General features: G+C 61.9%; 26 protein-coding genes. 3 read left to right on the top strand and 23 right to left on the bottom strand.

The features are described from left to right. Positions 1 to 181: 181 nt before the first annotated feature. Positions 182 to 421, top strand: coding sequence for a hypothetical protein (locus tag VMT30_04690; protein HVQ44234.1), 240 nt, complete (start codon positions 182 to 184; stop codon positions 419 to 421). Positions 422 to 484: 63 nt separating this feature from the next. Here the strand turns inward: VMT30_04690 and VMT30_04685 are convergent, their stop codons facing one another. The 19 genes from VMT30_04685 to VMT30_04595 form a co-directional block, all read right to left on the bottom strand. Further along, positions 485 to 2,368: an alanine--tRNA ligase gene (locus VMT30_04685; GenBank protein ID HVQ44233.1), complete on the bottom strand. Its 1,884-nt coding sequence runs from the start codon at positions 2,366 to 2,368 to the stop codon at positions 485 to 487. Positions 2,369 to 2,586: 218 nt separating this feature from the next. Continuing rightward, positions 2,587 to 3,627 (bottom strand): tRNA 2-thiouridine(34) synthase MnmA, encoded by a 1,041-nt coding sequence (gene mnmA / locus VMT30_04680; GenBank protein ID HVQ44232.1) that lies wholly within the window; start codon positions 3,625 to 3,627, stop codon positions 2,587 to 2,589. A gap of 135 nt (positions 3,628 to 3,762) precedes the next feature. Continuing rightward, positions 3,763 to 3,996 carry a hypothetical protein gene (locus VMT30_04675; GenBank protein ID HVQ44231.1) on the bottom strand — a complete coding sequence of 78 codons (234 nt, stop codon included), beginning with the start codon at positions 3,994 to 3,996 and terminating at the stop codon, positions 3,763 to 3,765. Positions 3,997 to 4,082: 86 nt separating this feature from the next. Then, positions 4,083 to 5,054: a CvpA family protein gene (locus VMT30_04670; GenBank protein ID HVQ44230.1), complete on the bottom strand. Its 972-nt coding sequence runs from the start codon at positions 5,052 to 5,054 to the stop codon at positions 4,083 to 4,085. Continuing rightward, positions 5,051 to 5,644, bottom strand: a complete 594-nt coding sequence (locus VMT30_04665) for a YdcF family protein (GenBank protein HVQ44229.1) — start codon at positions 5,642 to 5,644, stop codon at positions 5,051 to 5,053. Before VMT30_04665 ends, VMT30_04670 begins: the two co-directional genes overlap by 4 nt. A 109-nt stretch (positions 5,645 to 5,753) precedes the next feature. After that, positions 5,754 to 6,449 carry a hypothetical protein gene (locus tag VMT30_04660; protein ID HVQ44228.1) on the bottom strand — a complete coding sequence of 232 codons (696 nt, stop codon included), beginning with the start codon at positions 6,447 to 6,449 and terminating at the stop codon, positions 5,754 to 5,756. Between the two features lie 54 nt (positions 6,450 to 6,503). Then, entirely contained in the window at positions 6,504 to 7,688 is a 1,185-nt protein-coding gene (locus VMT30_04655; protein ID HVQ44227.1) for a cysteine desulfurase family protein, read from the bottom strand. Continuing rightward, positions 7,675 to 8,133: a DUF2335 domain-containing protein gene (locus VMT30_04650; GenBank protein ID HVQ44226.1), complete on the bottom strand. Its 459-nt coding sequence runs from the start codon at positions 8,131 to 8,133 to the stop codon at positions 7,675 to 7,677. The genes VMT30_04655 and VMT30_04650 overlap by 14 nt, the downstream gene beginning before the upstream one ends. A 200-nt stretch (positions 8,134 to 8,333) precedes the next feature. Further along, positions 8,334 to 9,095 carry a TatD family hydrolase gene (locus VMT30_04645; GenBank protein ID HVQ44225.1) on the bottom strand — a complete coding sequence of 254 codons (762 nt, stop codon included), beginning with the start codon at positions 9,093 to 9,095 and terminating at the stop codon, positions 8,334 to 8,336. Between the two features lie 2 nt (positions 9,096 to 9,097). Then, on the bottom strand, positions 9,098 to 10,534 hold the full coding sequence (gene metG / locus VMT30_04640) for a methionine--tRNA ligase (GenBank protein HVQ44224.1): 1,437 nt from the start codon (positions 10,532 to 10,534) through the stop codon (positions 9,098 to 9,100). A 144-nt stretch (positions 10,535 to 10,678) separates the two neighbouring features. Continuing rightward, on the bottom strand, positions 10,679 to 11,239 hold the full coding sequence (locus VMT30_04635) for a hypothetical protein (protein HVQ44223.1): 561 nt from the start codon (positions 11,237 to 11,239) through the stop codon (positions 10,679 to 10,681). Continuing rightward, a complete protein-coding gene (locus VMT30_04630; protein HVQ44222.1) occupies positions 11,239 to 11,979 on the bottom strand; it encodes a hypothetical protein in 741 nt (246 codons plus the stop codon). Before VMT30_04630 ends, VMT30_04635 begins: the two co-directional genes overlap by 1 nt. Beyond that, positions 11,976 to 12,806 (bottom strand): 16S rRNA (adenine(1518)-N(6)/adenine(1519)-N(6))-dimethyltransferase RsmA, encoded by an 831-nt coding sequence (gene rsmA, locus VMT30_04625; GenBank protein HVQ44221.1) that lies wholly within the window; start codon positions 12,804 to 12,806, stop codon positions 11,976 to 11,978. The genes VMT30_04630 and rsmA overlap by 4 nt, the downstream gene beginning before the upstream one ends. A 76-nt stretch (positions 12,807 to 12,882) precedes the next feature. Next, complete coding sequence (locus VMT30_04620; GenBank protein ID HVQ44220.1) at positions 12,883 to 13,356, bottom strand: hypothetical protein; 474 nt, start codon at positions 13,354 to 13,356, stop codon at positions 12,883 to 12,885. Positions 13,357 to 13,410: 54 nt separating this feature from the next. Beyond that, positions 13,411 to 13,620 (bottom strand): hypothetical protein, encoded by a 210-nt coding sequence (locus tag VMT30_04615; GenBank protein HVQ44219.1) that lies wholly within the window; start codon positions 13,618 to 13,620, stop codon positions 13,411 to 13,413. A gap of 134 nt (positions 13,621 to 13,754) precedes the next feature. Then, positions 13,755 to 14,489, bottom strand: a complete 735-nt coding sequence (locus tag VMT30_04610) for a hypothetical protein (protein HVQ44218.1) — start codon at positions 14,487 to 14,489, stop codon at positions 13,755 to 13,757. Positions 14,490 to 14,497: 8 nt separating this feature from the next. Beyond that, on the bottom strand, positions 14,498 to 15,091 hold the full coding sequence (locus VMT30_04605; GenBank protein ID HVQ44217.1) for a hypothetical protein: 594 nt from the start codon (positions 15,089 to 15,091) through the stop codon (positions 14,498 to 14,500). A 65-nt stretch (positions 15,092 to 15,156) separates the two neighbouring features. Next, positions 15,157 to 16,326, bottom strand: coding sequence for a MarP family serine protease (locus VMT30_04600; protein ID HVQ44216.1), 1,170 nt, complete (start codon positions 16,324 to 16,326; stop codon positions 15,157 to 15,159). A gap of 34 nt (positions 16,327 to 16,360) precedes the next feature. Then, positions 16,361 to 17,572 carry a ubiquitin-like domain-containing protein gene (locus VMT30_04595; protein HVQ44215.1) on the bottom strand — a complete coding sequence of 404 codons (1,212 nt, stop codon included), beginning with the start codon at positions 17,570 to 17,572 and terminating at the stop codon, positions 16,361 to 16,363. 341 nt (positions 17,573 to 17,913) lie between these two features. Here VMT30_04595 and VMT30_04590 point away from each other — a divergent pair, with 341 nt between their 5' ends. Beyond that, entirely contained in the window at positions 17,914 to 18,126 is a 213-nt protein-coding gene (locus tag VMT30_04590) for a hypothetical protein (protein ID HVQ44214.1), read from the top strand. A gap of 207 nt (positions 18,127 to 18,333) precedes the next feature. On the opposite strand, the gene pyrH is transcribed toward VMT30_04590, so the two are convergent. From pyrH to VMT30_04575, 3 genes are read right to left on the bottom strand one after another with little or no spacing between them, the layout of a single operon-like run. Next, positions 18,334 to 19,056 carry a UMP kinase gene (gene pyrH, locus VMT30_04585; GenBank protein HVQ44213.1) on the bottom strand — a complete coding sequence of 241 codons (723 nt, stop codon included), beginning with the start codon at positions 19,054 to 19,056 and terminating at the stop codon, positions 18,334 to 18,336. 15 nt (positions 19,057 to 19,071) lie between these two features. After that, the gene (locus VMT30_04580) at positions 19,072 to 19,989 is read right to left on the bottom strand and encodes an NAD-dependent epimerase/dehydratase family protein (protein HVQ44212.1); all 918 of its coding nucleotides are present in this window, start codon (positions 19,987 to 19,989) and stop codon (positions 19,072 to 19,074) included. Then, positions 19,986 to 20,390 (bottom strand): hypothetical protein, encoded by a 405-nt coding sequence (locus tag VMT30_04575; GenBank protein ID HVQ44211.1) that lies wholly within the window; start codon positions 20,388 to 20,390, stop codon positions 19,986 to 19,988. The genes VMT30_04580 and VMT30_04575 overlap by 4 nt, the downstream gene beginning before the upstream one ends. Positions 20,391 to 20,506: 116 nt before the next feature. On the opposite strand from VMT30_04575, the gene VMT30_04570 reads away from it, so the two are divergent. Continuing rightward, the gene (locus VMT30_04570) at positions 20,507 to 20,866 is read left to right on the top strand and encodes a PadR family transcriptional regulator (GenBank protein HVQ44210.1); all 360 of its coding nucleotides are present in this window, start codon (positions 20,507 to 20,509) and stop codon (positions 20,864 to 20,866) included. Here the strand turns inward: VMT30_04570 and VMT30_04565 are convergent. Next, on the bottom strand, positions 20,828 to 23,161 hold the full coding sequence (locus VMT30_04565; GenBank protein ID HVQ44209.1) for a UvrD-helicase domain-containing protein: 2,334 nt from the start codon (positions 23,159 to 23,161) through the stop codon (positions 20,828 to 20,830). The genes VMT30_04570 and VMT30_04565 overlap by 39 nt on opposite strands. Between the last annotated feature and the right edge of the window lie 213 nt (positions 23,162 to 23,374).

Raw genomic sequence — 23,374 nt, 5'->3', positions numbered from 1 at the left:
ACGCCGGCAGTATTGGTTGCCCTAGCCATCAGTGGCGCATCAGTACGGTGCGGCGGACTGGATGTCAGGATCGCTTCCCATACCCGCGGATCGTAGGTCTGCCACCATCCCGCTCGAGATGCACGCTCGTCCGCCTAGCCTCAGCGCCACCACGGCTTGACGCACTACGGAGGTTCAAGAGATGCTCGTGATAATAGCGCTGGTCCTAGGCGTCGTCTCCGCGGAAGGAAGCTACCAGCTTATCATCTCCAAATATACGACCCTACCCCACTGCGCCCATCCGGCAACCCAGGAGCTCGTTGAGACATGTCAGGCGCTTTCGGCCCAGGCGCATGGACATATCCTGGACATATCGATACTGACCGGAGTCGGTGTTTTCGTCGTGGTGCTGGGATTCGGCAAACGCCGCAGCGGCAACTGAATGCGTCTCGGAACGGCCGGTTCTCCTCAGGGGAACCGGCCGAAACCGCTTTTTGAGACTCCATTATTCCAGTACGGCCTTGATGCGGCGGATGCCGGCGGAGCTGGATTCTTCTTTTTTGATCTTAAACTTTTTGCCGCCGTCGGCCAGTGCGCCGGTGTGCTCTACGTGGGGACCGCCGCAAATTTCTTTGGAGTACCACTCCCCCATCGGGTCGCCGGCGGTGTAGACCTTGACGGTGTCGCCGTATTTGTCGCCAAAGGCGCCGAGCGCGCCCTCTTTGAAGGCTTGCTCGGTGGAGATTTCGCGGAATGCCATGGGCCAGTCTTTGGCGATGTTGTCGTTGACGATTTTCTCGACTTCGGCGATTTGCTCCGGGGTCATTTTGTCGGGGTGGCTAAAGTCGAAGCGCAGGCGCTCGGGGGTGATGTTGCTCCCGCGCTGAATGACATGGTCGCCCAGCACGAGCCGCAGCGCCTTGTACATGAGGTGCGTGGCAGTGTGGTATTTGACGCTCGTGTCGGAGTGGTCGGCCAGGCCGCCCTTGAATTGGCCGACGGTGGCGGTGCGGGAGCGGTCTTTTTGTTCGCGGAGTAGGGCGTCGAATTCGGCTTTCCAGTGCGAATTTACGGGAATTTTTTGTTCATGGGCTGATTCGAGCGAGAGTTCGGCGGGAAAGCCGTAGGTGTCGAATAGAACAAAAATAGTTGCGCCACTGAGCTCATCGCCGGCGAGTTTGCGGAATTCGTGTTCGCCCTTGAGGAGTGTGGTGCGGAATTGGCGCTCTTCTTGCACGAGCAGGTGAATGATGGACTCTTCCTGCGCCGCCACTTCGGGGAAGTCGTCGCGATAAGCTTCGGTGATGACGGGGACGACGAGCTCGAGAAAGTCTTGGCGCAGGTCGAGGGCGAGGGCTTGGCGGATGGCGCGGCGCAGGAAGCGGCGCATCACGTAGCCCTGGGCGGTGTTGGACGGCACGACCCCATCGGCAGCCAGGAAGACGGCGCCCTTGAGGTGGTCGGTGATGATGCGCATGGCCTGCGGGTTTTGATCGTATCTGAAGCCGGAGATTTGCTCGAGTTTTTGGATTACCGGGTAGTGCACGCTGATTTTGAAGAAGTCGGGGTCGTCGATGGCCGCGGCGGCGATGCGCTCGAGGCCGGAGCCGTGGTCGATGTTGGGGAGGGTCAGGGGTTCGAACTTACTATCCTCCACCTTTTTGTAGGCCATGAAGACGTTGTTGCCGATCTCCATGAAACGGCCACAGTCGCAGTTGGGGTGGCAGTGCTCGCCGAAGTTGGGATCGTGGGGCGTGCCAAAGTCGTAGAACATCTCAGAATCGGGTCCGCAGGGGTCGCCGACGGGCGTCGTTTCGGGGCCGCCGTTGCGGCTCCACCAGTTTTTGGAGCCGTCGTAGTAGAAGATGCGCTCACCGGGTTTGATACCGCGCTGGTAGCCGTCGGCTTCAGAGCCGATGTCGGCGGCTTTGGCCTCAAGGGCTTTGGATTTGAATAATTTCTGCCACATCTCGGCGGCTTCGGTATCTTTGGGGATGCCGTACTCGGGGGCGCCGATGAAACAGGTGACGTAGAGCTTGGCGGGGTTGAGGCCGACGACTTCGGTCAGGAACTCCCACATCCAGGGGATTTGCTCGGCCTTGAAGTAGTCGCCCAGGCTCCAGTTGCCGAGCATTTCGAAGGCCGTGGTGTGGCGGTTGTCCCCGACTTCGTCGATGTCCTCGGCGCGGAAGCAGACTTGGGAGTCGGCCAGGCGAACGCCATCGGGGTGCTTTTCGCCCAGCAGATACGGAATCATGGGCTGCATGCCGGAGCCGGTGAAAAGGGTGGTGGCGTCTTCTTTGGGCACGAGGTTGGCGCGCGGAATCACCGCATGACCACGGTCGGCGAAGAATTTGAGATAGGCGGCGCGGATTTCGCTGGTATTCATGGGGGGTATTTTAGCCTAATTTACGATAATTCCCAAGGAAGAGGCGGGCGCCCCTCGTTATTTGATACCAGGCCCGAAACTGTCAGTCAGCCGGGGCTCAGGAGGTTATAACACCCGCCAATCCCAACCACGCTGCGGTGGCTACGTTCATTTCACCTCCCTTCGCAGTTGGGACGGGATCATTGTACGCGGGATCGGATCAGATATATATGGGCAGCTTAGGCGACAATGCCGCCGCCGAGGACTCGCTGGCCGTCGTAGATCACGGCGGATTGGCCGGGGGTGAGGGCGCGCTCGGGGTGGGCCAGCTTGATGGCGTAGGTGCCGCGGTGGCCGGCCTCGAGCGTGCAATCGATGAACGCGGCGCGGTGGCGGCTGCGGAGTTGGTAGGTGCGACCGGCTTGGGGGGCGGGGCCGATCCAATGGACGTCGGTGATGGTGCAGTGGTCGGTTTCGAGGGCGGCGTCGACGGGGTCGGTGGTAACGTAAACGGTGTTGGTGGCCATATCTTTGCCCGTCACGTAGTACGGCTCGCCGCCGCCTAGGCCGAGGCCATGGCGCTGGCCGATAGTGTAGAACACGGCGCCTTGGTGCTGGCCGAGTTCGTGGCCGGCGGCGTCAACGATGGGGCCGGCGGTAGCGGTGATGTATTGGCTGAGGAATTCGCGCAGGCCGACCTCGCCGATGAAGCAGATGCCTTGGGAGTCGGGTTTTTTGGCTGTAGGTAGGCCAAATTTGGTAGCCAGGCGACGTACTTCGGGCTTGGCGAGGCCGGCCAGCGGAAAGAGAGTGCGCTCGAGGGCCTCGGGAGTGACGCGGTAGAGGAAGTAGGTTTGGTCCTTGGCGGTGTCGGCGGCGGTGAGCAGGCGGCCGTCCTCGGTGCGCGCGTAGTGGCCGGTGGCGATGAGGTCGGCGCCGGCGGCTAAGGCTGATTGGAGGAAGAGTTTGAACTTAATTTCCTGGTTGCAGAGAATATCAGGGTTGGGCGTGCGGCCGGCTTGGTACTCGGCCACCATTACATCTACAACGTGCTGCCGGTACTCGGCCTGGAAGTCGAACACCTGGAACGGGATGTCGAGCTTGGCCGCGGCCGCGCGGGCGTCGGCCAGGTCTTGCCTCCAGGGGCAGGCCACGCCGGCAACGTCGGCGGTCCAATTCTTCATGTAGACGCCCACGACGTTATACCCTTGCTGCTGAAGCAGGGCAGCAGATACCGAGGAATCGACTCCCCCGCTGAGGCCAACAAAGACGGTTTTCATAATTGGACAATTTTAACGAAATATGGAGATTTGGACAATCAGTTTGGTTGGGCTGGGGATGGCGGTGTGTGGCGCCTAAAAGGAGACCGGCGCCCGAGCTTGATGCCCGGGCGCCGGATAGTGCCGTGCGGCGGCCTAGTAGGTGTAGGAGACTCCGCTACTGTGGCGAGACGGTGAGGGACCGCCCCACTGGGGGTCCTCTAGGGGATCGCCTCCTCTAGTGATGGCCGTTGCGATTGCCTCATGCAGGCCGTCGACGATGCCATCCTGGTAGGCCGGGCTGTTGAAGATGAGGTCCATCTTCGGGTCTTCGCAGGCCTCCAGCACTTCGCCGGGCCTCCGGCCGTCGGATAACGGAGAAACGCTCACGACTGTTCCTTCCGGTAGGGAGTAGACGTGATACGACTTTAACATCTATTTCAAATACGGCAAGTTTGAAGGCTCACCGAAACGAGCTAATCCGTGAAGTCCTGCGTGATCATGAGCCCATAGGGCCCGCCGTCAACCACACCGATGCCCACCGTGCGATACGCCGACGAGAGGATGTTGGCGCGGTGCTCGGGCGATTTCATGAGGCCATCGTGGGCGAGGCTGAGCGTGGGGGCGAGGGCTAGGTTTTCGCCGGCGCTGGTAAAGCTAACGCCGCCGGTCTTCATGCGGTCGAACGGTGATTTGCCGGCGGCGTCGATGTGCGAGAAATAGCCGTGGGTAAACATTTCGGCGGAGTAGGCGCGCGCGACGGCGCGAGCCTTGAGGTTGAGAGTGAGCGACGGCAGACCTTGCAAGGTGCGCTCGTGGTTAATGAGGCCCAGCATATCGGCCTCGAGATGGGAGTCAACGGTAAAATTGGTGGTAGTGAAGCCGAGATCGATATGGACCTCGCTCTCGGGGCTGGCGGTAATGGTGAAAAAATCGAAGCTGTCGTTGATGTCGCGGCCGAGCCCCGCGGCAAGCCGGGGCTGCAAATCGCCGCTGGCCGCGATAAATTGGGCAGCCACCGGCGCAGTGATGACGGGTTTTTTGATGGAGGCGGCGATGGGCAGGCCGTCAAACACGATGAGCGCGAGGGTGATGATAGCGGCGGTCTTGAAGGCGCCAAAGAGGCCTCCGCCGGCCCGGTTGAGGTTCGAAAAGTGGACTTGCGGAGGGAGGCGCCGGAGCACCACAAAGTGCACAAACAGCGCGCAGAGCACCTCCGAAACGGTCCAGACGGTCACAAAAGCGGCGACGTTGCCCAGCGCGATATTAACGCCGGCAATGGTTTTGACGACCGTCCCCAGCGGGTGGTAGATCACGATCGCCGTGAGGGTGGCCAGGGCAAAACTCACAAACTCAAACGCGATGATGATGAGCCCACGACGGGTGCCCTGATACGCGCCGTAGCCAACTGCCGCCAGGATACCGAGCGCTACGAGGAGGCTGATCATTGCGGGTTCCCGCTGGCGAGCTCGTACAACACCTTTTGCAGCTCGGCGAAGGTGAGCGAACGGCTGGTAGGCGTGGCCCACCAGTGCGACCGGCGCCACTCGCCGTCATACGAGGAGTGGTTGATAATGACGAAATCTTGGCCGAGCGCCCGCCGAAACTCCAGATAGGCCCGGCGCTGGTGGTAGGGCGAGGTGACGAGAATAATCGAGTGCAGATGTTTGTCGCGAATAATGGCCGCGACTCCATTGGCGTTTTCGCGCGTGTTGTTGGCGAGCTCATCGAGTGCAATGGCGGCGCTGGGCACGCCGGCGTCGCGTGCCGTCGCGCCCATGGTTTTGGCGTTGGACGGGCTATTGGGATCGAGAGCGGCACCAGAAAAGATGAGGTGGGCGGCATAGCCGTCCTGATAGAGTTTGATAGCTTCGGCGGTGCGGGTTTTGGTTTCGCCCCCGGAGATGGCGACCACGGCGTCAGCCTTGGCGAGAGGGTCTTGTGGGGAAAGATAATAGCCGATGCCAAAGAAAAAAGTGACGGCCAGCGCGCCGACTGCGCCTGCCAAAATCACCAACGCCACAAAGAACCGTTTCATGGTGTTATTGTAGCAGGCGACGGCCCGGCAATGATGCCGGGATGGCGATGGAGAGCCGGCTACTCTCCATCGCCATCGGTGGGCGGATGATGCCGCGAGGTGCGGCGGGCTACCCGGAGTAGGCGATGTCCACGATGATGCTGCGCACTCCGTCCGCTACTTTGGTCCAGACGCGGAAGGGGCGCTGGCCTTTGCGGACCCCGAGGCCGAAGCTGGACACGCTCTCGTGAGAGCCCGCGAACACGATCTGCACCATGGCTGGCCACTCAGCGCGATCAGCCAGGACGTCGCCGGGCTCGTGGGTGGTGACCTGGCTGAGCAGGGGCGCCTGGATGGTCACCTGGAGCACGGCGCCGCCGGCCACATCAAGGTGCTTGCCGCTGCCATCGGCCGTGAGCTCGGGCACGTACCGGACATCCCACCCCACCTTGGCGGCGGTTTTGACGTCGAACCGCACGCGATCGCAGGTGTCGTGGCTGCCGGGAGTGGGGCCGAGTAGCGCTTCCCGGACCGGCAGGACGTCCTCACCTTGCGGTGCGGTATTCCACCGGCTAGTGTCGCCGCAAACGCGCTTGACGGCGGAGGGTCGGGGCGGCACGGGCGTGCTGCGCGGGGACGTGGTGGCAACCGGCGGCTGGACGGTGCCGGTGGTCGCGGGAGCCGGGACGGTGGGATTAGCGGTAGTGACGGTGGGACCGCCACTACCGGCTTGACAACCGGCGAGAGGGAGCGCTGCGACCGCGCATATGGCGGCCGCAAGGGTGGTTCTGCGCATGTAGATCACCTCCTGGTGGCTTGTATACATGCAGGATCATCATATGCCTAGGGCAACGTAAAACCTAGGAATTATAGGCCGACTTTAGAGTTGAAGTTCGCGCAGGCGTGCGACAATTGGGGGAAGTTTTTCGGCCACCACGGCGACGGCATTGGCGTCGGTGGAGCGGCCGAGCGTGAGGCGCAGGCTGGCGTTGGCCTCGGCAGGGGTGCGGCCGAGCGCGAGCAGCACGTGCGACGGGTCGAGATTGCCAGTGGAACACGCCGAGCCAGTGGAGGCCTGTATGCCAGCGTTGTCCAGATACAGCACCAGGGCCTCGCCTTCGGCGCCAGGGATGGTGAGGTTGAGATTATTGGGTAGGCGATGGCGAGGATGACCGTTGAGGATGACACCAGGAATGGTGGCGGTGAGCTCGGCCGCCAGCTGGTCGCGCAGCAGTGTCAGACGGTGTGACTCGGCGTCGCGGGTAGTGGCCGCGAGCTTGAGGGCGGCGGCGAGGCCCACGATGCCGGCCACGTTTTCGGTGCCACTGCGCCGGCCGCGCTCTTGGCCGCCGCCGTACATCAGCGGCTCGAGCACGGTGCCATGGCGCACGTAGAGCGCGCCGGTGCCTTTGGGGCCATAGATTTTGGAGCCGTTTAGTGTGAGGAGGTCGACGCCGAGGCGAGCGACGTGCAGATCGAGGTAGTTGGCGGCCTGCACGGCGTCGGTCTGGAGGTAGAGCGGAAGCGTGACGCCGCGCTTGGCGCGGTCGGCGCGCACGACGGCAAGCAATTTGGCGACGTCGGCCACGGGCTGGATGGTGCCGATTTCGTTGTTGGCCAGCATGACACTCACAAGCACGGTGGTATCGGTGATGGCGGTGCCAATGGCTTGGAGCGCGACGGTTCCGGATGGCTGTACGGGCACTATGGTGGCGGCATGACCCTCGCGCTTTAGTGCCTCCACACAGCCAAGAACTGCGTCATGCTCGATAGCGCTGGTGATCCAGTGCGCGCCGGGATGGGCTCGCAAAACTCCCTGGATGGCCAGATTGTTGCCCTCGGTGCCGCCGCTCGTGAAGATGATTTCGGTAGGCTTGGCGCCGAGCACATTGGCAATATCGGCCCGTGAGGCTTCGACGGCCAGCCGCGTCTCACGGGCGGCGGCGTAGAGGCTCGATGGGTTGGCGAACTCCGCGCCCAGGTACGGCTGCATAGCCGTAAGCACCGCGGGGTTGAGCGGTGTGGCGGCGGCGTGATCGAGGTAGATGGATTTATTGGTCTTCATCGGTGGATTGGGTAGTCTTTTTCCGGGTATTGGCATAGATGGCGATTACAATGGGGGCGAGGCCGGCAAAAAAGGCCTCGAGCGGTTTGTCGTGGAGAGCTAAGTATACTGCAGCTAGCACGAGACAGTATAAAAAAGCTTGGGATAGGAGATCGAGAACAAAGTTTGTGAGTCTTTGTACGCGCATATCCGCTACCCCGGCTTTCTGATCGAGTTCTGCCATCTTCAGCAACCGATCGGCGGCCCCGGGCTGCGCCTGTTCGTAGGCTGCAAAATCGGCCGGCGTAGGCAAGGGTCCCTCATGGAGCTTAATACCAATGAGTGAAGAATTAGCGAGATGGGCGGGCGGAGCGGGATTGCGGCGTGGTTTTGTCATAATTGTCCATTGCTCTGCGGAGGTGTCTTCCGGTATTGAGCCAGGCGCGCTCGACGGTTTCTCCGGCACGCAGTGGACGTACTTCCCTGCGTTGACGCATATCCAGGGAATCGAGGAGATTATTCCAGGATTGCTTTGCGATGTTGGCAAACGTAGCGCGTTTCATAGTGCTATGATAATGCACCATCGATTGGGCTTCAACCATAAGTATGCCTCATTAATAAGATATGATGTATTCATCATACCGAACATATGGCGAACATGCAAGGCTAAATTTGGAACAGTTTTTCGGCATTTTGAGTGGTGGCGGTTTCGAGGTCTTCGAGCGCTTCGCCGCGAAGCTGGGCCAGGAATTTGGCGGTGTGGACGATGTTGGCCGGCTCGTTGCGTTTGCCGCGCAGGGGCACGGGCGCCAGGAAGGGGCAGTCGGTTTCGAGCACGAGCCGATCCAGCGGGACGGCCTTCGCGGCGTCGAGCTGGGCCGGGTCTTTGGTGAAGGTCATGATGCCGTTAAGCGCGATGGAGAGACCGCGCTCTAATGAGCCCTCGAGCTCAGGCATGCCGGCGGTGAAGCAATGCACGAGGCCGCGCACGCCGTCGCCGCGGTATTCGTCGAGGATGGCGAAAAATTGCGGAAAGGCGTCGCGAACGTGGAAGATCATGGGCAAATCGCGCTCGAGGCCGAGCTCGATCTGAAACCGCAAGGCGCGCTCCTGGTCTTCGGGGGTGGTTTGGGAGCGGAAGTTGTCGAGGCCGCACTCCCCTATCGCCACGACTTTGTCGAATTCGGCCAGACGAGCGATTTCTTCGAGCGCCTCGTAGCCGCGGTCGGCGTCGTGGGGATGGAGGCCGACGGTGGCCCAGAGGTTTTGGTGGGCGCGCGCGACGGCTACGGCTTCGGCCGAATCGGTGTCGTTGCAGCCGACAGTGAGGATTTTTTCGACCCCGGCAGCGTGGGCGTGGTCGAGGATCGTGTCGAGCTCGGGGCGGAATTCTTGGAAGTGGACGTGGGAGTGGGTGTCGATGAGCACAATTATTTGTCCTTGGGGAACAGCACGCCGATCTCGGGATGGACGGCGCCGCCGGCGAAGGTAGCGGCGATTTTTTGCGCTGTAGCGGGCATAAACGGCATCAGCAGCGTGGCTATCTGGATGAGGTCGGTGACGGCGTGGTGCAGGACTTCGGCGAGGTGACTGGGATCGGCCCGCTTGCCGCCGTCGGCCAGCTCCCAGGGCTTTTCTTCTTCGATGAGTTGGTTGAGGCCGCGGATGAGCAGCCATACCTCGGCCAGCGCGCGGTCGAAGCGCAGGTCGCTCATGGCTTCTTCGAACGGCTGGATGTCGTGGGAGTGCGGCGGCAGTTCGCCGATGACGCCTTTTTGGTACTTGCCGATCATGACCTGCACGCGCTGTACGAGGTTGCCGAGGTCATTGGCGAGGTCGGCGTTGTAGACGGATTCCATGCGCGCCCACGAGAAATCGCCGTCGCCGTCGGAGGGGATTTCGCGCAACAGGTAGTAGCGCAGGGCGTCGACGCCGTATTTGGCGATGACGTCGCCGGGGCTAACGACGTTGCCGAGGGATTTGCTCATTTTGTGGCCTTCGCTCGAGATAAAGCCGTGGGCGTAGAGGCTGCGCTCGGGCGGCAGGCCGGCGGACAGCAGCATGGCGGGCCAAATGGCGGCATGGTGGCGGAGGATGTCTTTGCCGACGATTTGGACGTCGGCGGGCCAAAATTGCTTGAACTTGTCGGCGTCGGGGTAGCCGAGGGCAGAGATGTAGAAACCGAGCGCATCGAACCATACGTACATTACCTGCTCGGGGTCGCCCGGCACCGGTACGCCCCAGGTAAGCTGTTTTTTGTCGCGGCTAATACTGATGTCTTCGAGGCCGCGCTCGAGTAGGGCCATAATTTCGTTCTTGCGTGAGGCAGGGCGGATGAGCAGCTGGTCGGAAGTGATGAGTTCTTTAATGCGATCAGTGTAGGCGCTGAGCTTGAAGAAATAATTTTCCTCAGCAATGTGCTCGATGGGCTTTTTGTGGATGGGGCAGATATGGTCGGGGACGTCGATTTCGGTGTAAAACGTTTCGCAGCCGACACAGTACCAGCCCTGGTATTTGGCTTTGTAAATATCTTTTTCGCAGGCTTTCCACAGTGCCTGCGCGACTTTCTCGTGAGCCGGGTCGGTGGAGCGCACAAATTGGTCGGTGGCGACGCCCAGGGCCGGGGCGAGATCGCGGAAGAGTTGGCTGATCTCGTCGGTGTAAGCTTGGGGAGTTTTCCCGGCCTCGTCGGCAGCGCGCTTGATCTTGGTGCCGTGCTCGTCGGTGCCGGTGACGTACCAGACTTCGTCGCCTTTTTGGCGGTGGTAGCGCGCCAGGACGTCGCCCTGGATGAGCTCCATGGCGTAGCCGATGTGCGGCGGGCCGTTGGTGTAGGCGGAGGCGGTGGTGACGTAAAATTTGGCCATATGGCGGTTATCGTATCATATGGCGGGGTCGCTTATAAGGGGTGGCGGCTGGGTGGCGCTTTTTCGGGACGGGGTTTGTAGCATGCATGGGCGATTTTATATCATATATGGGTTCAGGGGATACCATATGTGATATAAAAAACGCTATGCGTTCAGACTTGGTCGGGGCCAGGTGGCGCCCGCTCCCCAGGTTATCGTGGCGCCGTCGTTGGCTTCAAATATAACCATGCCGGACTTAATTCTATCAGCGTACCGGATGCTTCGTTTTGCGATGTCGGGCTCAGCCTCATCGGCCGCCAAGGTGCCTTTTGAGGTGGTCTTGTCGATACCATAGAGCATTTCTAAATCGTTCCACTGGTCGAGAACTTCTTGCTCGCAGACGTCGTCTGGGCTACTCCTGGCAACCTCAAAAATCGGCGTTGACCGGTCGGCAATTTCGAGAAGATAGCGCAGTGACGTAGCGAGGTGGCTCGAGACTCCGTCGCTGAGCAGGCCGGCTTCGTGAGCTTTATCGAAAATGGCAATGTAGTCTGCTCTGGCGGTGCGACCAGACTCCACGAGGAGGTCGAGCAGCGACTGCGGATCTTCGGAGCTGAGGCCTTGTTCCTGGGCGAATCTTCCCAACTCGAGCTCGCGGGCTGTACGCTTGGCTTCGTCGAACTTAGGCCCCATATGGTCGAGATGTTGCTCGTGTTGAGCATCCATTAGTTTCGGACCGATCCGGGGGCGGGTGGGATTTGAGGCTTGGCGGGCGGTTTTGGCTTGATGAAGCGGTTTTTGAGGAGTCCGGCGCTGTGGACGAGCCGCAGGGCGATGGTGATAATGAGCAGGGCGAGGGCGGCAGCGGCCAGCTGGGTGGCTATGCCGTGCAGCACCGATTCGAGGAACGGCGCGATGACGGGCCGGATGGCGGCGGTGTCGGGTTTGTCGAGGAGCGATAGAATGAGGCTCGGCGCAAACCACAGCAGCGCGGCGGAGGCGGCGAGACTGATGGCGGCCTGGAGGCCGGCCCGGCTGAGCACTAGCAAGCGCCGGGCGCGCATCACGCCGATGATTAGCAATACGAGCGCCAGGGCGACGAAGGGCGCGCTCATGGCGGCCGGGCGCAGGACGGCAAAGGCGTCGGTGACTTGTTCGTCGGCGCCGCCGAGGGTGAGGGTCTGGGAGTCGCCGCCGGGCAGCGCGAAGGTGGGGGCCGGTGTGCCTTTGGTGAGGTGGTCGATGAATCCTGGCAAAACGGCGTTGACACGGTTGGCGAGATCGGCGGGATCAATCGCAGCTTCGGGGACTGCGGTGCCGAGCCGCTCGTAGAGCTGGGCCTGGCTGGCCTGATGCTCGAGATAGCTAGCGCTCCCCAGCGTGCGGCCGAGCACAAAACCCCAAACCGCCACGACAATCGTGGTAGCGAGCAATAACGCGAGGACATGGCCGAGAAACTTCATCATCCGAGCAGACTCCTTGTTTCGGTTACGTTGTAGAGGCGCCGCCAGGCCGGCAGGTCGAGCTCCTGGGCGCGCGCGGTAGGGGGTAATTTGGCGTGGGCGATGAGTTCGACAGCGAGGTCGGATGAAAGGTTGAGGCCGCCGGAGAGGGCGTTTTTGAGCAATTTGCGCTTTTCACCAAAGCCGGCCTTGATGAGGCGAAATAATTTGGCGGGGTCGGCGGGGAAGGCGGGGCCGGTGAGGGTGACACGCAACACGGCCGAGTCGACGGCCGGCGCGGGCCAAAATTTGTGCCGCTCAACGATCCGCACGATTTCGGCGTGGCCGTAATACTGGACTGATAACGCCAGGATGGAGAGCTGACCGGGGCGGGCCGTGATGCGCTCGGCGACTTCTTTTTGAATGAGGACCGACATGAGCGCCGGGGGGTTGGGGCTTTCGATGAGCAGCCGGAAGATTTTGGACGTGAGGTAGTAGGGAATGTTGGCAATCACTTTGTAGCGTGGCGACAGGGTGCGGAGGTTGTAGGTGAGAAAATCTTGCTCGACCACCTCGAGGTTTTCGGGGGCGTCGCGGCGCAGCAGGCCAGCCAGCACATGGTCGGTCTCGACGGCGATGAGGCGGCCGGCTTGGGCGGCGAGGGGGCGGGTCATCACGCCCAGCCCCGGCCCGATCTCGAGCACGGTGTCGGACCGCGTGACGGCCGCCGCGTCCACGATGGCCTCGAGGCTGCTGCGGTCGACCAGGAAATGTTGGCCGAGACCTTTGTTGGGTCTGATGCCCGCGAGGCGCAGGGCGGTACGGACGTCTTCGACGCGTGATAAATCCATGGTGGGTATATTTTAGCAGAAACGCTTCGGGGCGGGGCAGCCATTGTGGCCGCCCCGCCCCGCGGGTATTACCTGGTTAGTCCGGGAGTTGGTAGCCGCACCGGTCGAGGAGCAGCCGGATGTGGCTCACCCATTCGTGGGCGGAGGGGTCGGACACGCGGGGGTGCTCGCTCAGTGCGGCCTGGAGGCCGCTCGCCGTGAAGGTCCCCACGGCAGCCGTGATGTCGACTCCTGCCTCGGTGAGTAGCCTCGCCAGATGCTCGCCCTCGACGACCGCGCCGAGCGGCCGGTCGGGGTTGAGCGGAGCCGGAGGGCGGTTGATCTGGACGAGCGCCCGTGTGACCCCGGTGACCAGCCGACCCAGAGCGAGTTCGAGATCGACCGCATCGAGAGCCACCAGCTGCGAGATGGCGTTGAAACCTTTCTTCTTGAGAATTCGGTAGGCGACATCTTGCAGCTCGAGCAGCTCGATCTGGTCGTCGATGGCGATCGTGCAGCCCGCCAGGGTGTGGCTGCACTTGGCCAGCGCGACGACGATTTCTTTGAGCATGGGGTAACCGATGCCGGACAGCGCGACCAGTTTGGCCTCGGTGTAGGCACGGAGCTAGTCGACGGTTTCGATGTTGTTGGCGACCAGGGCGATGTTGGTCTGGGTGCCGAGCTCGAGTTCGACGAACTCCGGGGAGAAATCGAACTGGGCACTCCTTGTGGTTTTGCCGTCGAAGCGGCTCAGCAGATCGCTCAAGGCCGCCGCGAAGGCCGGCCTGTTGGCGGTCGGTACCTCGATGGTGGACGTGAAGCGGGTCATCTTCATGGGTACGCCCTTCTCTCGGTCGGGGACGGGTAATACGCCTGCTATATTATAAAATAAATTCTTGTAATTTGCAATAAAAACGCTCTGGGGCGGGGCAGCCATTGTGGCCGCCCCGCCCGGGTATTCCCCTTTCGTTAGTTGGGGAGGTGGTAGCCGTAGAGGTCGAGGGTCTGGCGGAGGGCGTCGACCCCCTCCCTGGCGGCGGTGTCGTCCAGGTCCGGATGCGTTTGCAGCGCGGCCAGGAGACCGGTGGCGGTGAGGTTGCCGATGCGACCGGCGATGTCGATCCCGGCGGCGGTCAGCACGTCCCACGTAGTGGGGCTCGGTGGCCGCAGGTCGGTGAGCGGGCGGTCGAGGTTGAGCGGTGTGGACGGCCGATTGAGCTGCTTGAGCGCGGCGATCACATAGACCGCCATCGACCCGATGGTGGCTATCATCGCGACCGGTTCGAAAACCGTCAGCTGGCTGAGCGCGTGGTACCCACTCTTCTTGAGCCCGCAGTAGAAGAGCTCGCTCAGATCGAGGAGCTCGATGAGATCGTCGGGTGCAACCTGGCAGCCAGCCAGGACTTTGTCCTGGGCTGCGAGTTTGCGCATGACTTCTCGGAGCTCGGCATGCCGCAGGTCGGTGGCCCGGAGGCTCTCTTCGGTGTGGCCGCAGAGCTGATCGATGGTTTCGATACCAGCCGCGACGAGCAGGACATTGAGCTCGAGTTCGAGCCCGAGTTCCCGGAGCTCGCGGGAGAACGTGACCGCATTTGCCGCTTCGGGAATGCTGCCTTCCAGGCGGTTGGCCAGGAGACGGGCGCGGGCGACGAGTACGGGGCCGGCGGCGGCGGGCACCTCGAAGGCGAGTGTTATCCGCTGCATCCTCATGGTTATGCGCCCCCTATATTGAGGTAGAGTAGGTTCTTGCCCGCCACCATCCGAAAAGGCACGGGTACCGGGCCGTTCAGACCGAGTACATATATGACCCGGCCGACGCCGTCGGCGCCGGTGAAGTAGGCCTTCAGGAAGGGAAGGCCCACGTCGGTACGGCCTACGGGCGCCCCTGCGGCATCGCGTCGATCGGGGCGTTCCTGCGTGACGTCGGGGTTGAAGGTGACGAGCAGGAAGGTACTGGAGTCAAGGCCCTCGGAACTCACATACTTCACCTCATAGGCCGGAGTGCCGTCGGTGAAGGCGAAGGCGATCCGGTCGAATCCGGCGTGCGGCTCGACCGTAACCCCCACCAGGGCCCACGAGGGGGAAAGATCAGGGGAAGCCGGTCCTTCCGTGGGTCCGGTGGCCGCGGGATGCGGCGTGGGGCGAGTCACCGGCGGCTGGTTGGGGGAAGCGGACGAGGTGGGGACGTCGGGATGGAGAACGGAATCAGGCAGGTGGTCTTCGCCCATCCGCCAAACGACGGCTGCACTGATTGCTAGGCCAGCCACCACGGCTGAGGCCAGCGTTGCGGTAACTGCCCGACTCATCGGACACCCTCCTGGAGCTGCTGCGGGAAGCCGAGTTGCTCCCGCCGCCCAGTATACCCTATGCCCTAATCGGCTACGCAAGCGCCGGTGGAAACGGCGCCGGAGTGGGCGGCGCGGGCGAGATCGGGCAGGATTTCGGGGGAGGTGAGGGCATAGCCGACGTTTGAATTGGTGGTGGAGGTAGCGAAGATTACGCCAATGACGGTGCCGTCTTCGGCAACGAGCGGACCGCCGGAGTTGCCAGGGCGCACTATGGCCTGAAGCGTGTAAATGTCGCGGCGGATGAGGCCGGCGTCGTAGATATTGCGGCCAACGGCGGGTTGCTGGCCCAGAATGGCGGCGGCGCCGGCGGTAAAGCCTCCGCCGCCGGGATAGCCGAGAGCAGCAGCGACGGTGCCGCGGGGCTGGCTGGTAGGCTCGATGGCCAGCGGGGCGGCGACCAGGCCGGAGGTGCGCAGCACGGCGAAATCGAGATCGGGGTCAAACAGCACCACGGTCGCCACGTGTGGTCCGGCCGCGTCGGTGACCACGGGGCGAGCAATGCCAGCGACGACGTGCGCGTTGGTGGCCACGAGGCCCGGCGCGGCCACGAAGCCGGAGCCCTCGAGTACGCCGCCGCAGCCAGAGCCCTCGATCTTGACAGTGGCGGCGTGCGCGGCGGCGGCGGCGGCGTTCACGACGGCGGCGTTTGGCCCGGTGACCGGCGGGGCCGGCGTGGGCTCGAGGCCGGCAAACACCCGCGGGAAGCGCGAGGCACCGATGGCGTGCTCGAGGCGGGCGGTGACCTCGGGGGCGGGCGGCAGGTGGCGATCGAGCAATCGCAGGATGCTGGAGTTGCCGATGTCGGCCGCTAGCACTGGGCCGACTGAACCGGCAAAGGTGCTGGCCAACAGCCATAGGGCCAGTAATGCTCCTCCAAAGCCAAGAACGGCGCCAAGGACGCCGTCGACGGCATCGAGGCCGACGCGCTTCATGAGGCCGGCGAGGTGCACGCCGATGATCTCGCCCACGCCGCTGAGCGTAAAGGCCACCGCAAAGAAAAAGATGAGCGCCAAGACCGGCCGTGCAGCGCTGGCCGGGAGCGCCTGCGTCATTATCGGCGTCAGCCACGCACCTAGCAGCAGGCCTAGCACAAATCCTCCCAGCGAACCGACTTGACGCAGGAAGCCCGAGGCTACCCCGCGGGCGGCCGCGGCCAGAGCCACGAAGATAATGAAGAAGTCGAGCAGATTCACCGTTTTACTATACTATCGACCCGCCGTTGAGGATTTACTTACACTGCCAGGCTTTGGTGCCTTCGCGAGCCATTTTTTTGGCGGCGATCTGAATTTGAAGCGAGCCGTCGAAGATGTTGTCGTTGGTGCCGCCGGCTGCTCTCCAGGTGGAGGGCAAAAATTGGAAGAGGCCGGTGGGGTGCTCACCACCGATAGTGAAGGCGCTCACCGATGTAGCGTTGCCGCGCGATTCGCAGTTCATGATCCGGAGCAGCATATTGGGATCGATGCCGTTGGCGGTGGCGGCGGCTTCAGCTTGAGAGCGCCAATATTCGACCGAGCCGGCGAAGAAGACCTTGCTGCCCTGCACGACCACTTTGGCGACGGGAGCGGTCTGGCTAACGGTTTGGATGGCCTCGCGAACGGTTTCGACGCCATCGTGGTAATGAATGCGGTAGGTGACGGTTTTTTGGCCGTCGGCGCCGGGATCTTTGATGCTGGTTTGGCCCTTGAGTACGGTGGGATCGGTGATGACTTTGACGGGCTTGGGTAGGGTTTGGGTGAGGTTGACGACGGCCTCAGTGACCCGCGTGATACTCACCGTCATGCCGGAGGTCACCGGGGCGGCCAGATTGACCGAGACGGTGTCGTTGACCCCCAGTGCCACGCCGGCGCCTTTGAGCGCATCGACGGCAGTGCCGGCTTGGGTGCGAATAATCCGCTGCTGGCCGTCGACTTTAACGTTCACCGGCTTGGCCCGGGTGACGGTGACTTTTTCGCCGACCGAGCCATCATCGACAAAATCGGTGATTATTTCGGTGTGGAAGCGATCTTCGGGGTACACCACCAGCCCGGCGGCCAGAGCTAGGAGGCGGGGGCTTTGGTAGGCGCTTTTGAGCCGGTAGGTCTGGAGGCCGTCTTCGACGAGGACGGGGCGAGCGCGATAGACATTGATGTTGAATTGGCCATGCGGCACCGGCGAGGCGGCGGACGGCTCCACGAGGTCGTGGGGTCCAAGCTTCAGGTTGGCACGGCGCAATACGTCGCCGACGGTTTTGTCGTCGGCGCTAAACAGGCGCTGCTGGCCGTCGGCATACAGCGAGATGAGGGCCTGCGAATCGGCCGCAGCTGCCGGAGTTACCGGCAGCCGGCCCGATGAAGGTCCGAGGCTAACAATCGCGAGGAGGAGGCCGATCGCCAGGAGGTTACGCGGTTGGGCCCGGAGCTTCTGGTAGGTGGCGATAATGTGGCTAATACCGTGACGCAAAATAAAACGTCTCTTTCGTTACTACGAAGGGACTTTTATTTCTCGTTTTTTGGTTTTAAGAACATGCTTATGGTACCGCGATATCTGGTGGGAGTCAAATGGGGCTGCGAAGAACAAACAATTACTTCAGCACGAACTCCTCCTCTTTGCTTGGCAGTGCGTAGTGTTGTCTGGCGTGGTGAAGTAATTGTTTGTTCTTCTCCGCTCTAGCCGGCGCACTATCTGGGCGCTAGGTGAGCGTTGTCAAAAGGCTCTGGGGAGGTGTATAGTGGCGCTTGCTCGGCCGGATGGTCCGGCTAGCGTACTCGCAGGCTGCAGAAGCGGAATGAGAGGAGTAGTTCGTGAATTACAGCTTCTTTCCCGGGGGTGGCAACAGGCGCACGAATGACGGTTCGGGGAGAGGATGGCTCAGGCTCATTGCCTTCCTCGCCCTGCTTGTCATTGGGATCGCCCTCGCGCTACAGCACGGCGGGGACACCAGCTCACCGGCGGTGCGCCCGGCGGTTACGCACGCGCCGGCGCGTCCGACCCCCACTCCGTCCGCCCACCGCTAGCGGCGCGGCGGGAGACGGGGTCACGCCTGCCCGAGGTGCGGCCATGCGCTGCACCTCGGGCAGGCTCGCTGTGTTTTTAGGGGATGCTAGGCACGAAGGGCGCAGGAACGGGCCAATTTACGTCACCACGCCAGACAAGACCACGGACCCATAATTAGCAATGAGAACGAGTTCGTGGTGACGTAAATTGGCCCGTTTCGGAGCTTATTAGCTAACCTTGGTGCCGATATTTTGGCCTTCGATGACGCGGCGGATGTTGCCGTGCGTGAGGAGGTCGAAGACGACGATAGGCAGCGAGTTGTCCATGGCGAGCGAGATGGCGGCGTTGTCCATAACGTTGATGTGCGGGTCGGTGAGGACTTTGCCGAAGCTGAGCTCGGTGTGCTTCTGGGCGTCGGCGTGCTTGCTGGGGTCTTTGTCGTAGACGCCATCGACTTTGGTGGCTTTGAGCACAAGGTCGCCCTCGAGCTCCAGAGCGGTAGTGACGGCGGCGGTGTCGGTGGTGACGTACGGGTTGCCCGTGCCGCCGGCCACAACTACCACTCTCCCCTTTTCCAGATGGCGAAGGGCGCGGCGGCGCACGAAGGGCTCGGCGACTTGGTCGGCGCGGAGGCGGGTGGTGAGGCGGGCCGGTACGCCGTTGGCCTCGAGGATGTCGACGAGCGCCATGCCGTTGATGAGCGTAGCGAGCATGCCCATGTAGTCGCCGGTGGCGCGCTCAATGCCGGATTTGGCGACGCTGGCGCCGCGCATAATGTTGCCGCCGCCGACGATGATGGCGAGCTGCACGTGCGTGGCTTCGATGGTTTCGGCGAGCTCTTTGGCGAGGCGGTTCACAAATACGGGGTCGACGCCATACTCGCGGTCGCCGGCAAATTGCTCGCCGGAGAGTTTGAGGAGAACGCGCTGGTAGGGTTGGGTGGGTTTCATCGGGATAATGATACCTTAATGTGTGCGTTCTCGAAAGGCGGCGATGGTGCGGGCGAGGCCGTCGTCGAGCGAGATTTGGGGCTGCCAGCCGAGTTGGCGGCGAGCTTTGGTAATGTCGGCGAGGAGCTGCGGCGGGTCGCCGGGGCGTTCGCCGAGGTCATTGATGGTAGTAGTGCGGCCGGTGAGGTCGAAGATTTTTTGTACGACATCGCGCACCTTGGCGCCGGAACCGGAGCCGAGGTTGTAGATCTCGAAGCCGTCGCGACCCAGGCCCATCACGTGCGCACGGGCGATGTCGTCGACATAGAAAAAGTCACGGATTTGGTCGCCGTTCCAGTACAAGGGAATGGGCTGGCCGGTGAGCGTGGCGCGAATGAAATTGGGCACGGCGTGGGTTTCGGGATCGTGAGCTTCGGTGGGACCGTAAGGGTTGAAATAGCGAAACATGACGACATTAAACCCGTAGGCGGCATGGTAGGCGTGGAGCAATTGTTCAAAGGCGTATTTGGTAGCGCCATAGGGATTGATCGGTAGCTTGGGGTCGTCTTCGGCGATCGGGACTTTGGCGGGGGTGCCGTAGACGGCGGCCGTGGAGGAATACACCAGGCGAGTGACGCCGGCGGCACGCATGGCCTCGAGCAGGTTCTGGCCGCCGGCGAGATTGATGTCGAAGGCTTTTTGGGGTTCGGCCACGGACTCGGGCACGAGGGCTTGGGCAGCAAGGTGAATGACGGCGTCGCGGCCCCCCACGGCGGCGCGAATGGCGGCGACGTCGCGCAGGTCGCCCTCCACGAGCTGCGCGCCGGCGGGCACCGCAGTCCGCCTGCCGGTGGAGAGGTTATCGAAAACGGCAACCACATGCCCGGCCTCGAGCAGCAGCGTCACGATCCGCGCGCCGATGAAGCCGGCGCCGCCGGTGACGAGCAGCTTCATCGTGCGATAGCCTCGGCGACGTGGTCGATCAAGGCCTTGACGGCTTCGAGCGAGGCGCGTGACTGAGCCTCGGTAGCGTCCTTGCCCTCATGCACGAGCTCGTTGCGCAGCTCGGTGTGGGCGATGAACCGCGACCAAAACGGTGCCTGCTTGATGTCGTCGTTTGAGAGCGCGATGTAGAGCTGGGAGACCTTGGTGTTGCCGATGTTGTAATTGATGAGCAGGTGTTCGAAGGTGGCTTTGAGATATTCGAGGCGGCGCGCTTGGTACAGCTGGCGCAGAGCCTTTTCGGTAAAAATCTCGACCGCGGTTTGCGCGAGGATCACCGCTTCTTTATAGTGGCCGTGATCGTGCTCGGCCTGGGCCGCGGCGAGAAGGTTCTGATAGGGTTCGGGTGACATGGTGCTTATTATAGGCCGAAAGCCGGGATTTTGCCCGCGAGCGAGATGGGGCTGGTGGTCAGGTGCTTTTTACTTAAAATTTGTATGCATAAAAAATTTATGTAAAATCGGATGATATGTATCCTTTTTCTTATTTGCCTAAGCCGCTTAAGACCGCCGAATTCTACGTACTTTTAGGCCTCGTTCATCAATCCCGGCATGTATATTCGATTAAAAGTGCTGCCCATAAAGCCTCACTGGGAAGCGTGGATCTGAAGGATGGCCAGCTCTATCCATTGGTGGCGTGTCTCGATGAGGAAGGCTTGATCGAATTAGAGGCTTATGGCCCGGCCGGGAAGTCTGGAAAGGAACGGGCGTTTTATGCTCTCACCGAGCACGGAAAGGTCCGGCTGCAAGAAGAGGGCAAGCGACTTCGGCACGCGGTTAGGATTTTGGAACTAGCTGATTTTCTCGATGGGGGCGAAGCTCAGCGATAGCCGCTTGGTGCCGATGCCTTCGAAGGCGGCGGTGACTTCGTCGCCGGAAACGGCCGCTACGATGCCGTCGCCAAATTTGGCGTGGCGGATGCGGTCGCCGGGGGCGAGGTCGAGGCCGAGCATGGCCTCGCGATGCGTCGCGGCCTGGGCCTCGGTGGTGGCGTACATGGGCTGCGCGCTCCAGCTGCCGGCGCCCGTGGCATGCCCGGCCGCGGCCGCGGTGAGCGCGGCGCCGGCCCACTCGGAGCCGCTGTCTTGGAGCTCGGCCGGGATTTCGAGCAAAAAGCGCGACGGCGGATTGTGGTTGGTGGCTCCGTAGAGCAGACGCGAGTTGGCATAGAGCAGATACAAGCGCTCGCGGGCGCGCGTCATGCCGACGTAGCATAAGCGGCGCTCTTCCTCCATTTGATCGGCGTCGAATAAAGCCCTCGAGTGCGGGAATATCCCCTCTTCGGCGCCGGGAATGAATACTACGGGAAATTCGAGACCTTTGGCGGCATGGAGCGTCATGAGGGTGACGGCGTTGGTGTCCTGGGAATAATTGTCGATGTCGGCGATGAGGGCGATTTCTTCGAGAAAGCCTTCGAGCGAGAGTTCGCCCCAGGTTTCGGCTACACTGAGTAATTCTTTGACGTTTTCGATGCGGTCGGCGGCCTGGATGGAGTTGTCGTCGAGGAAGGTGAGGTAGCCTGATCGCTTTAGTACCAAGTTTAGTAGCGGTCCTACGGCCAGCTTTTGGGCTTCGTCGCGCAGACCGTCGATGAGGAGCGCAAAGGCCTGGAGCGAATTCACGGCTTTGGCTTGGAGGCCGGGGACTTGGTCGGCGCGGCGGCAGGCTTCGAGGAGGCTCAGGGTTGTTGCTGCGGGAGAATCACCCTCGCGTCGGCGAACGCGGTCCGTCTCTTCGGCGGGACCGATATCAGGACCGGCGCCTCCGTGCTCGGGTGATTCTCCCTCCGCACTACCCGCCTGCCTTACAAATTGTCTCCTTCTCCACGCTTCCAGACGTTGCAACGACACGTCGCCCAATCCTCGCGCCGGCAGGTTGATGATGCGGCCGAAGCTCACGGAGTCGTCGGGCTGGTAAATGTAGCGCAGGTAGGCGATAGCGTCTTTGATTTCTTTGCGCTCGTAAAAGCGCGTGCCGCCGACGATTTTGTAGGGTAGGCCGGCGCGCAAAAAGCCTTCTTCGAGCGAGCGCGACTGGGCGTTGGTGCGGTAGAGCACAGCAAAATCGGAGAGCTCGCGCTTCTCGGAGGCGCGCAGGTCTTGGACGCGCGCCACGATGGTTTCGGCTTCTTGGATTTCGTTGTAGACGTTGACGATGCCGATGCCGACGCCGTCGCCGCGATCGGTCCAGAGTTTTTTGTCTGAGCGGACGCGGTTTTTGGCGATTACGGCGTGGGCGGCGTCGAGAATGCGCTTGGTGGAGCGATAATTTTGCTCGAGCTTAATGACGGTGGCGGTGGGGTAATCTTTTTCGAAATCAAGAATATTTTGGAAGTTGGCGCCGCGCCAGGAGTAAATTGCCTGGTCGTCGTCGCCGATAACGCAGATATTATGGTGGGCGCTGGCCAGGAGTTTGGTGATTTGATACTGCGCGTGGTTGGTGTCTTGGTATTCGTCGACCAGGATGTATTTGAACTGCTGCTGATATTTGGCGAGGATGGGGGGGTAGTCTTTGAACATGCTGACCGTGCGGTAAATGAGATCGTCGAAGTCGAGGGCGCCGGCTTCTTTGAGGAGTGCCTGGTAGGCGGGGTAAACCTGCGCGGCGGCGGCTTGGGCCCGGCCGCTGGCGAGTTTGGTGTATTGCGCCGGGCTGATGAGTTCGTTTTTGGCCGACGAAATGAGGCCGTGGATGAGGCCGGGGGTGAGCTGCTTGTCGTCGATGCCGAGGTTGCGCATGGCCCGCTTGATGGCGGATTGCGAATCGGCGGAGTCGAATACCAGGAAGTTGGAGGCCAGGCCGATTTCGACAGCTTCGCGGCGCAGCAGGCGCAGGCAGATGGAGTGGAAGGTGCCGATGAAGGGGAAATAGCCGCGGTTTTGGGGGTTTTGGCCGAGCAGGGTGAGCACGCGGCCGCGCATTTCGCCGGCGGCTTTGTTGGTGAAGGTGACGGCCAGAATGCTTTGCGGCGACTCGTGCTTTTCGGCCACGAGGTAGGCGACGCGGTGGGTGAGGGCTTTGGTTTTGCCTGAGCCGGCGCCGGCCAGGATGAGCACCGGCCCCTCGGTGGTCTGGGCGGCGACGCGCTGCTGGTCGTTGAGTTCGGTGAGTAATGGATGCACCATCTGATTTTAGCGTACCGAACGCGACCGAACTAGGTTGACTTTTGCATCGGATATTAGCATTATGAGCGAGATTCGACATCGAATCGTACCGGGCCGGTAGCGGCCGACGAGACGGAGGAGGCACAAGGATGGTAGTCACCATTTTGGCCGGCGCTGTGGCGATGTATCTCGATATAAATACAACCTTCAGCATACCGGCCGCCCGTTCTCGCC

The organism is Candidatus Saccharimonadia bacterium (assembly GCA_035544015.1).
Lineage (GTDB): Bacteria > Patescibacteriota > Saccharimonadia > UBA4664 > UBA4664 > UBA5169.
Note: the sequence above shows the minus strand (reverse complement) of the source record. Positions and strands in the feature narration are given on the sequence as shown.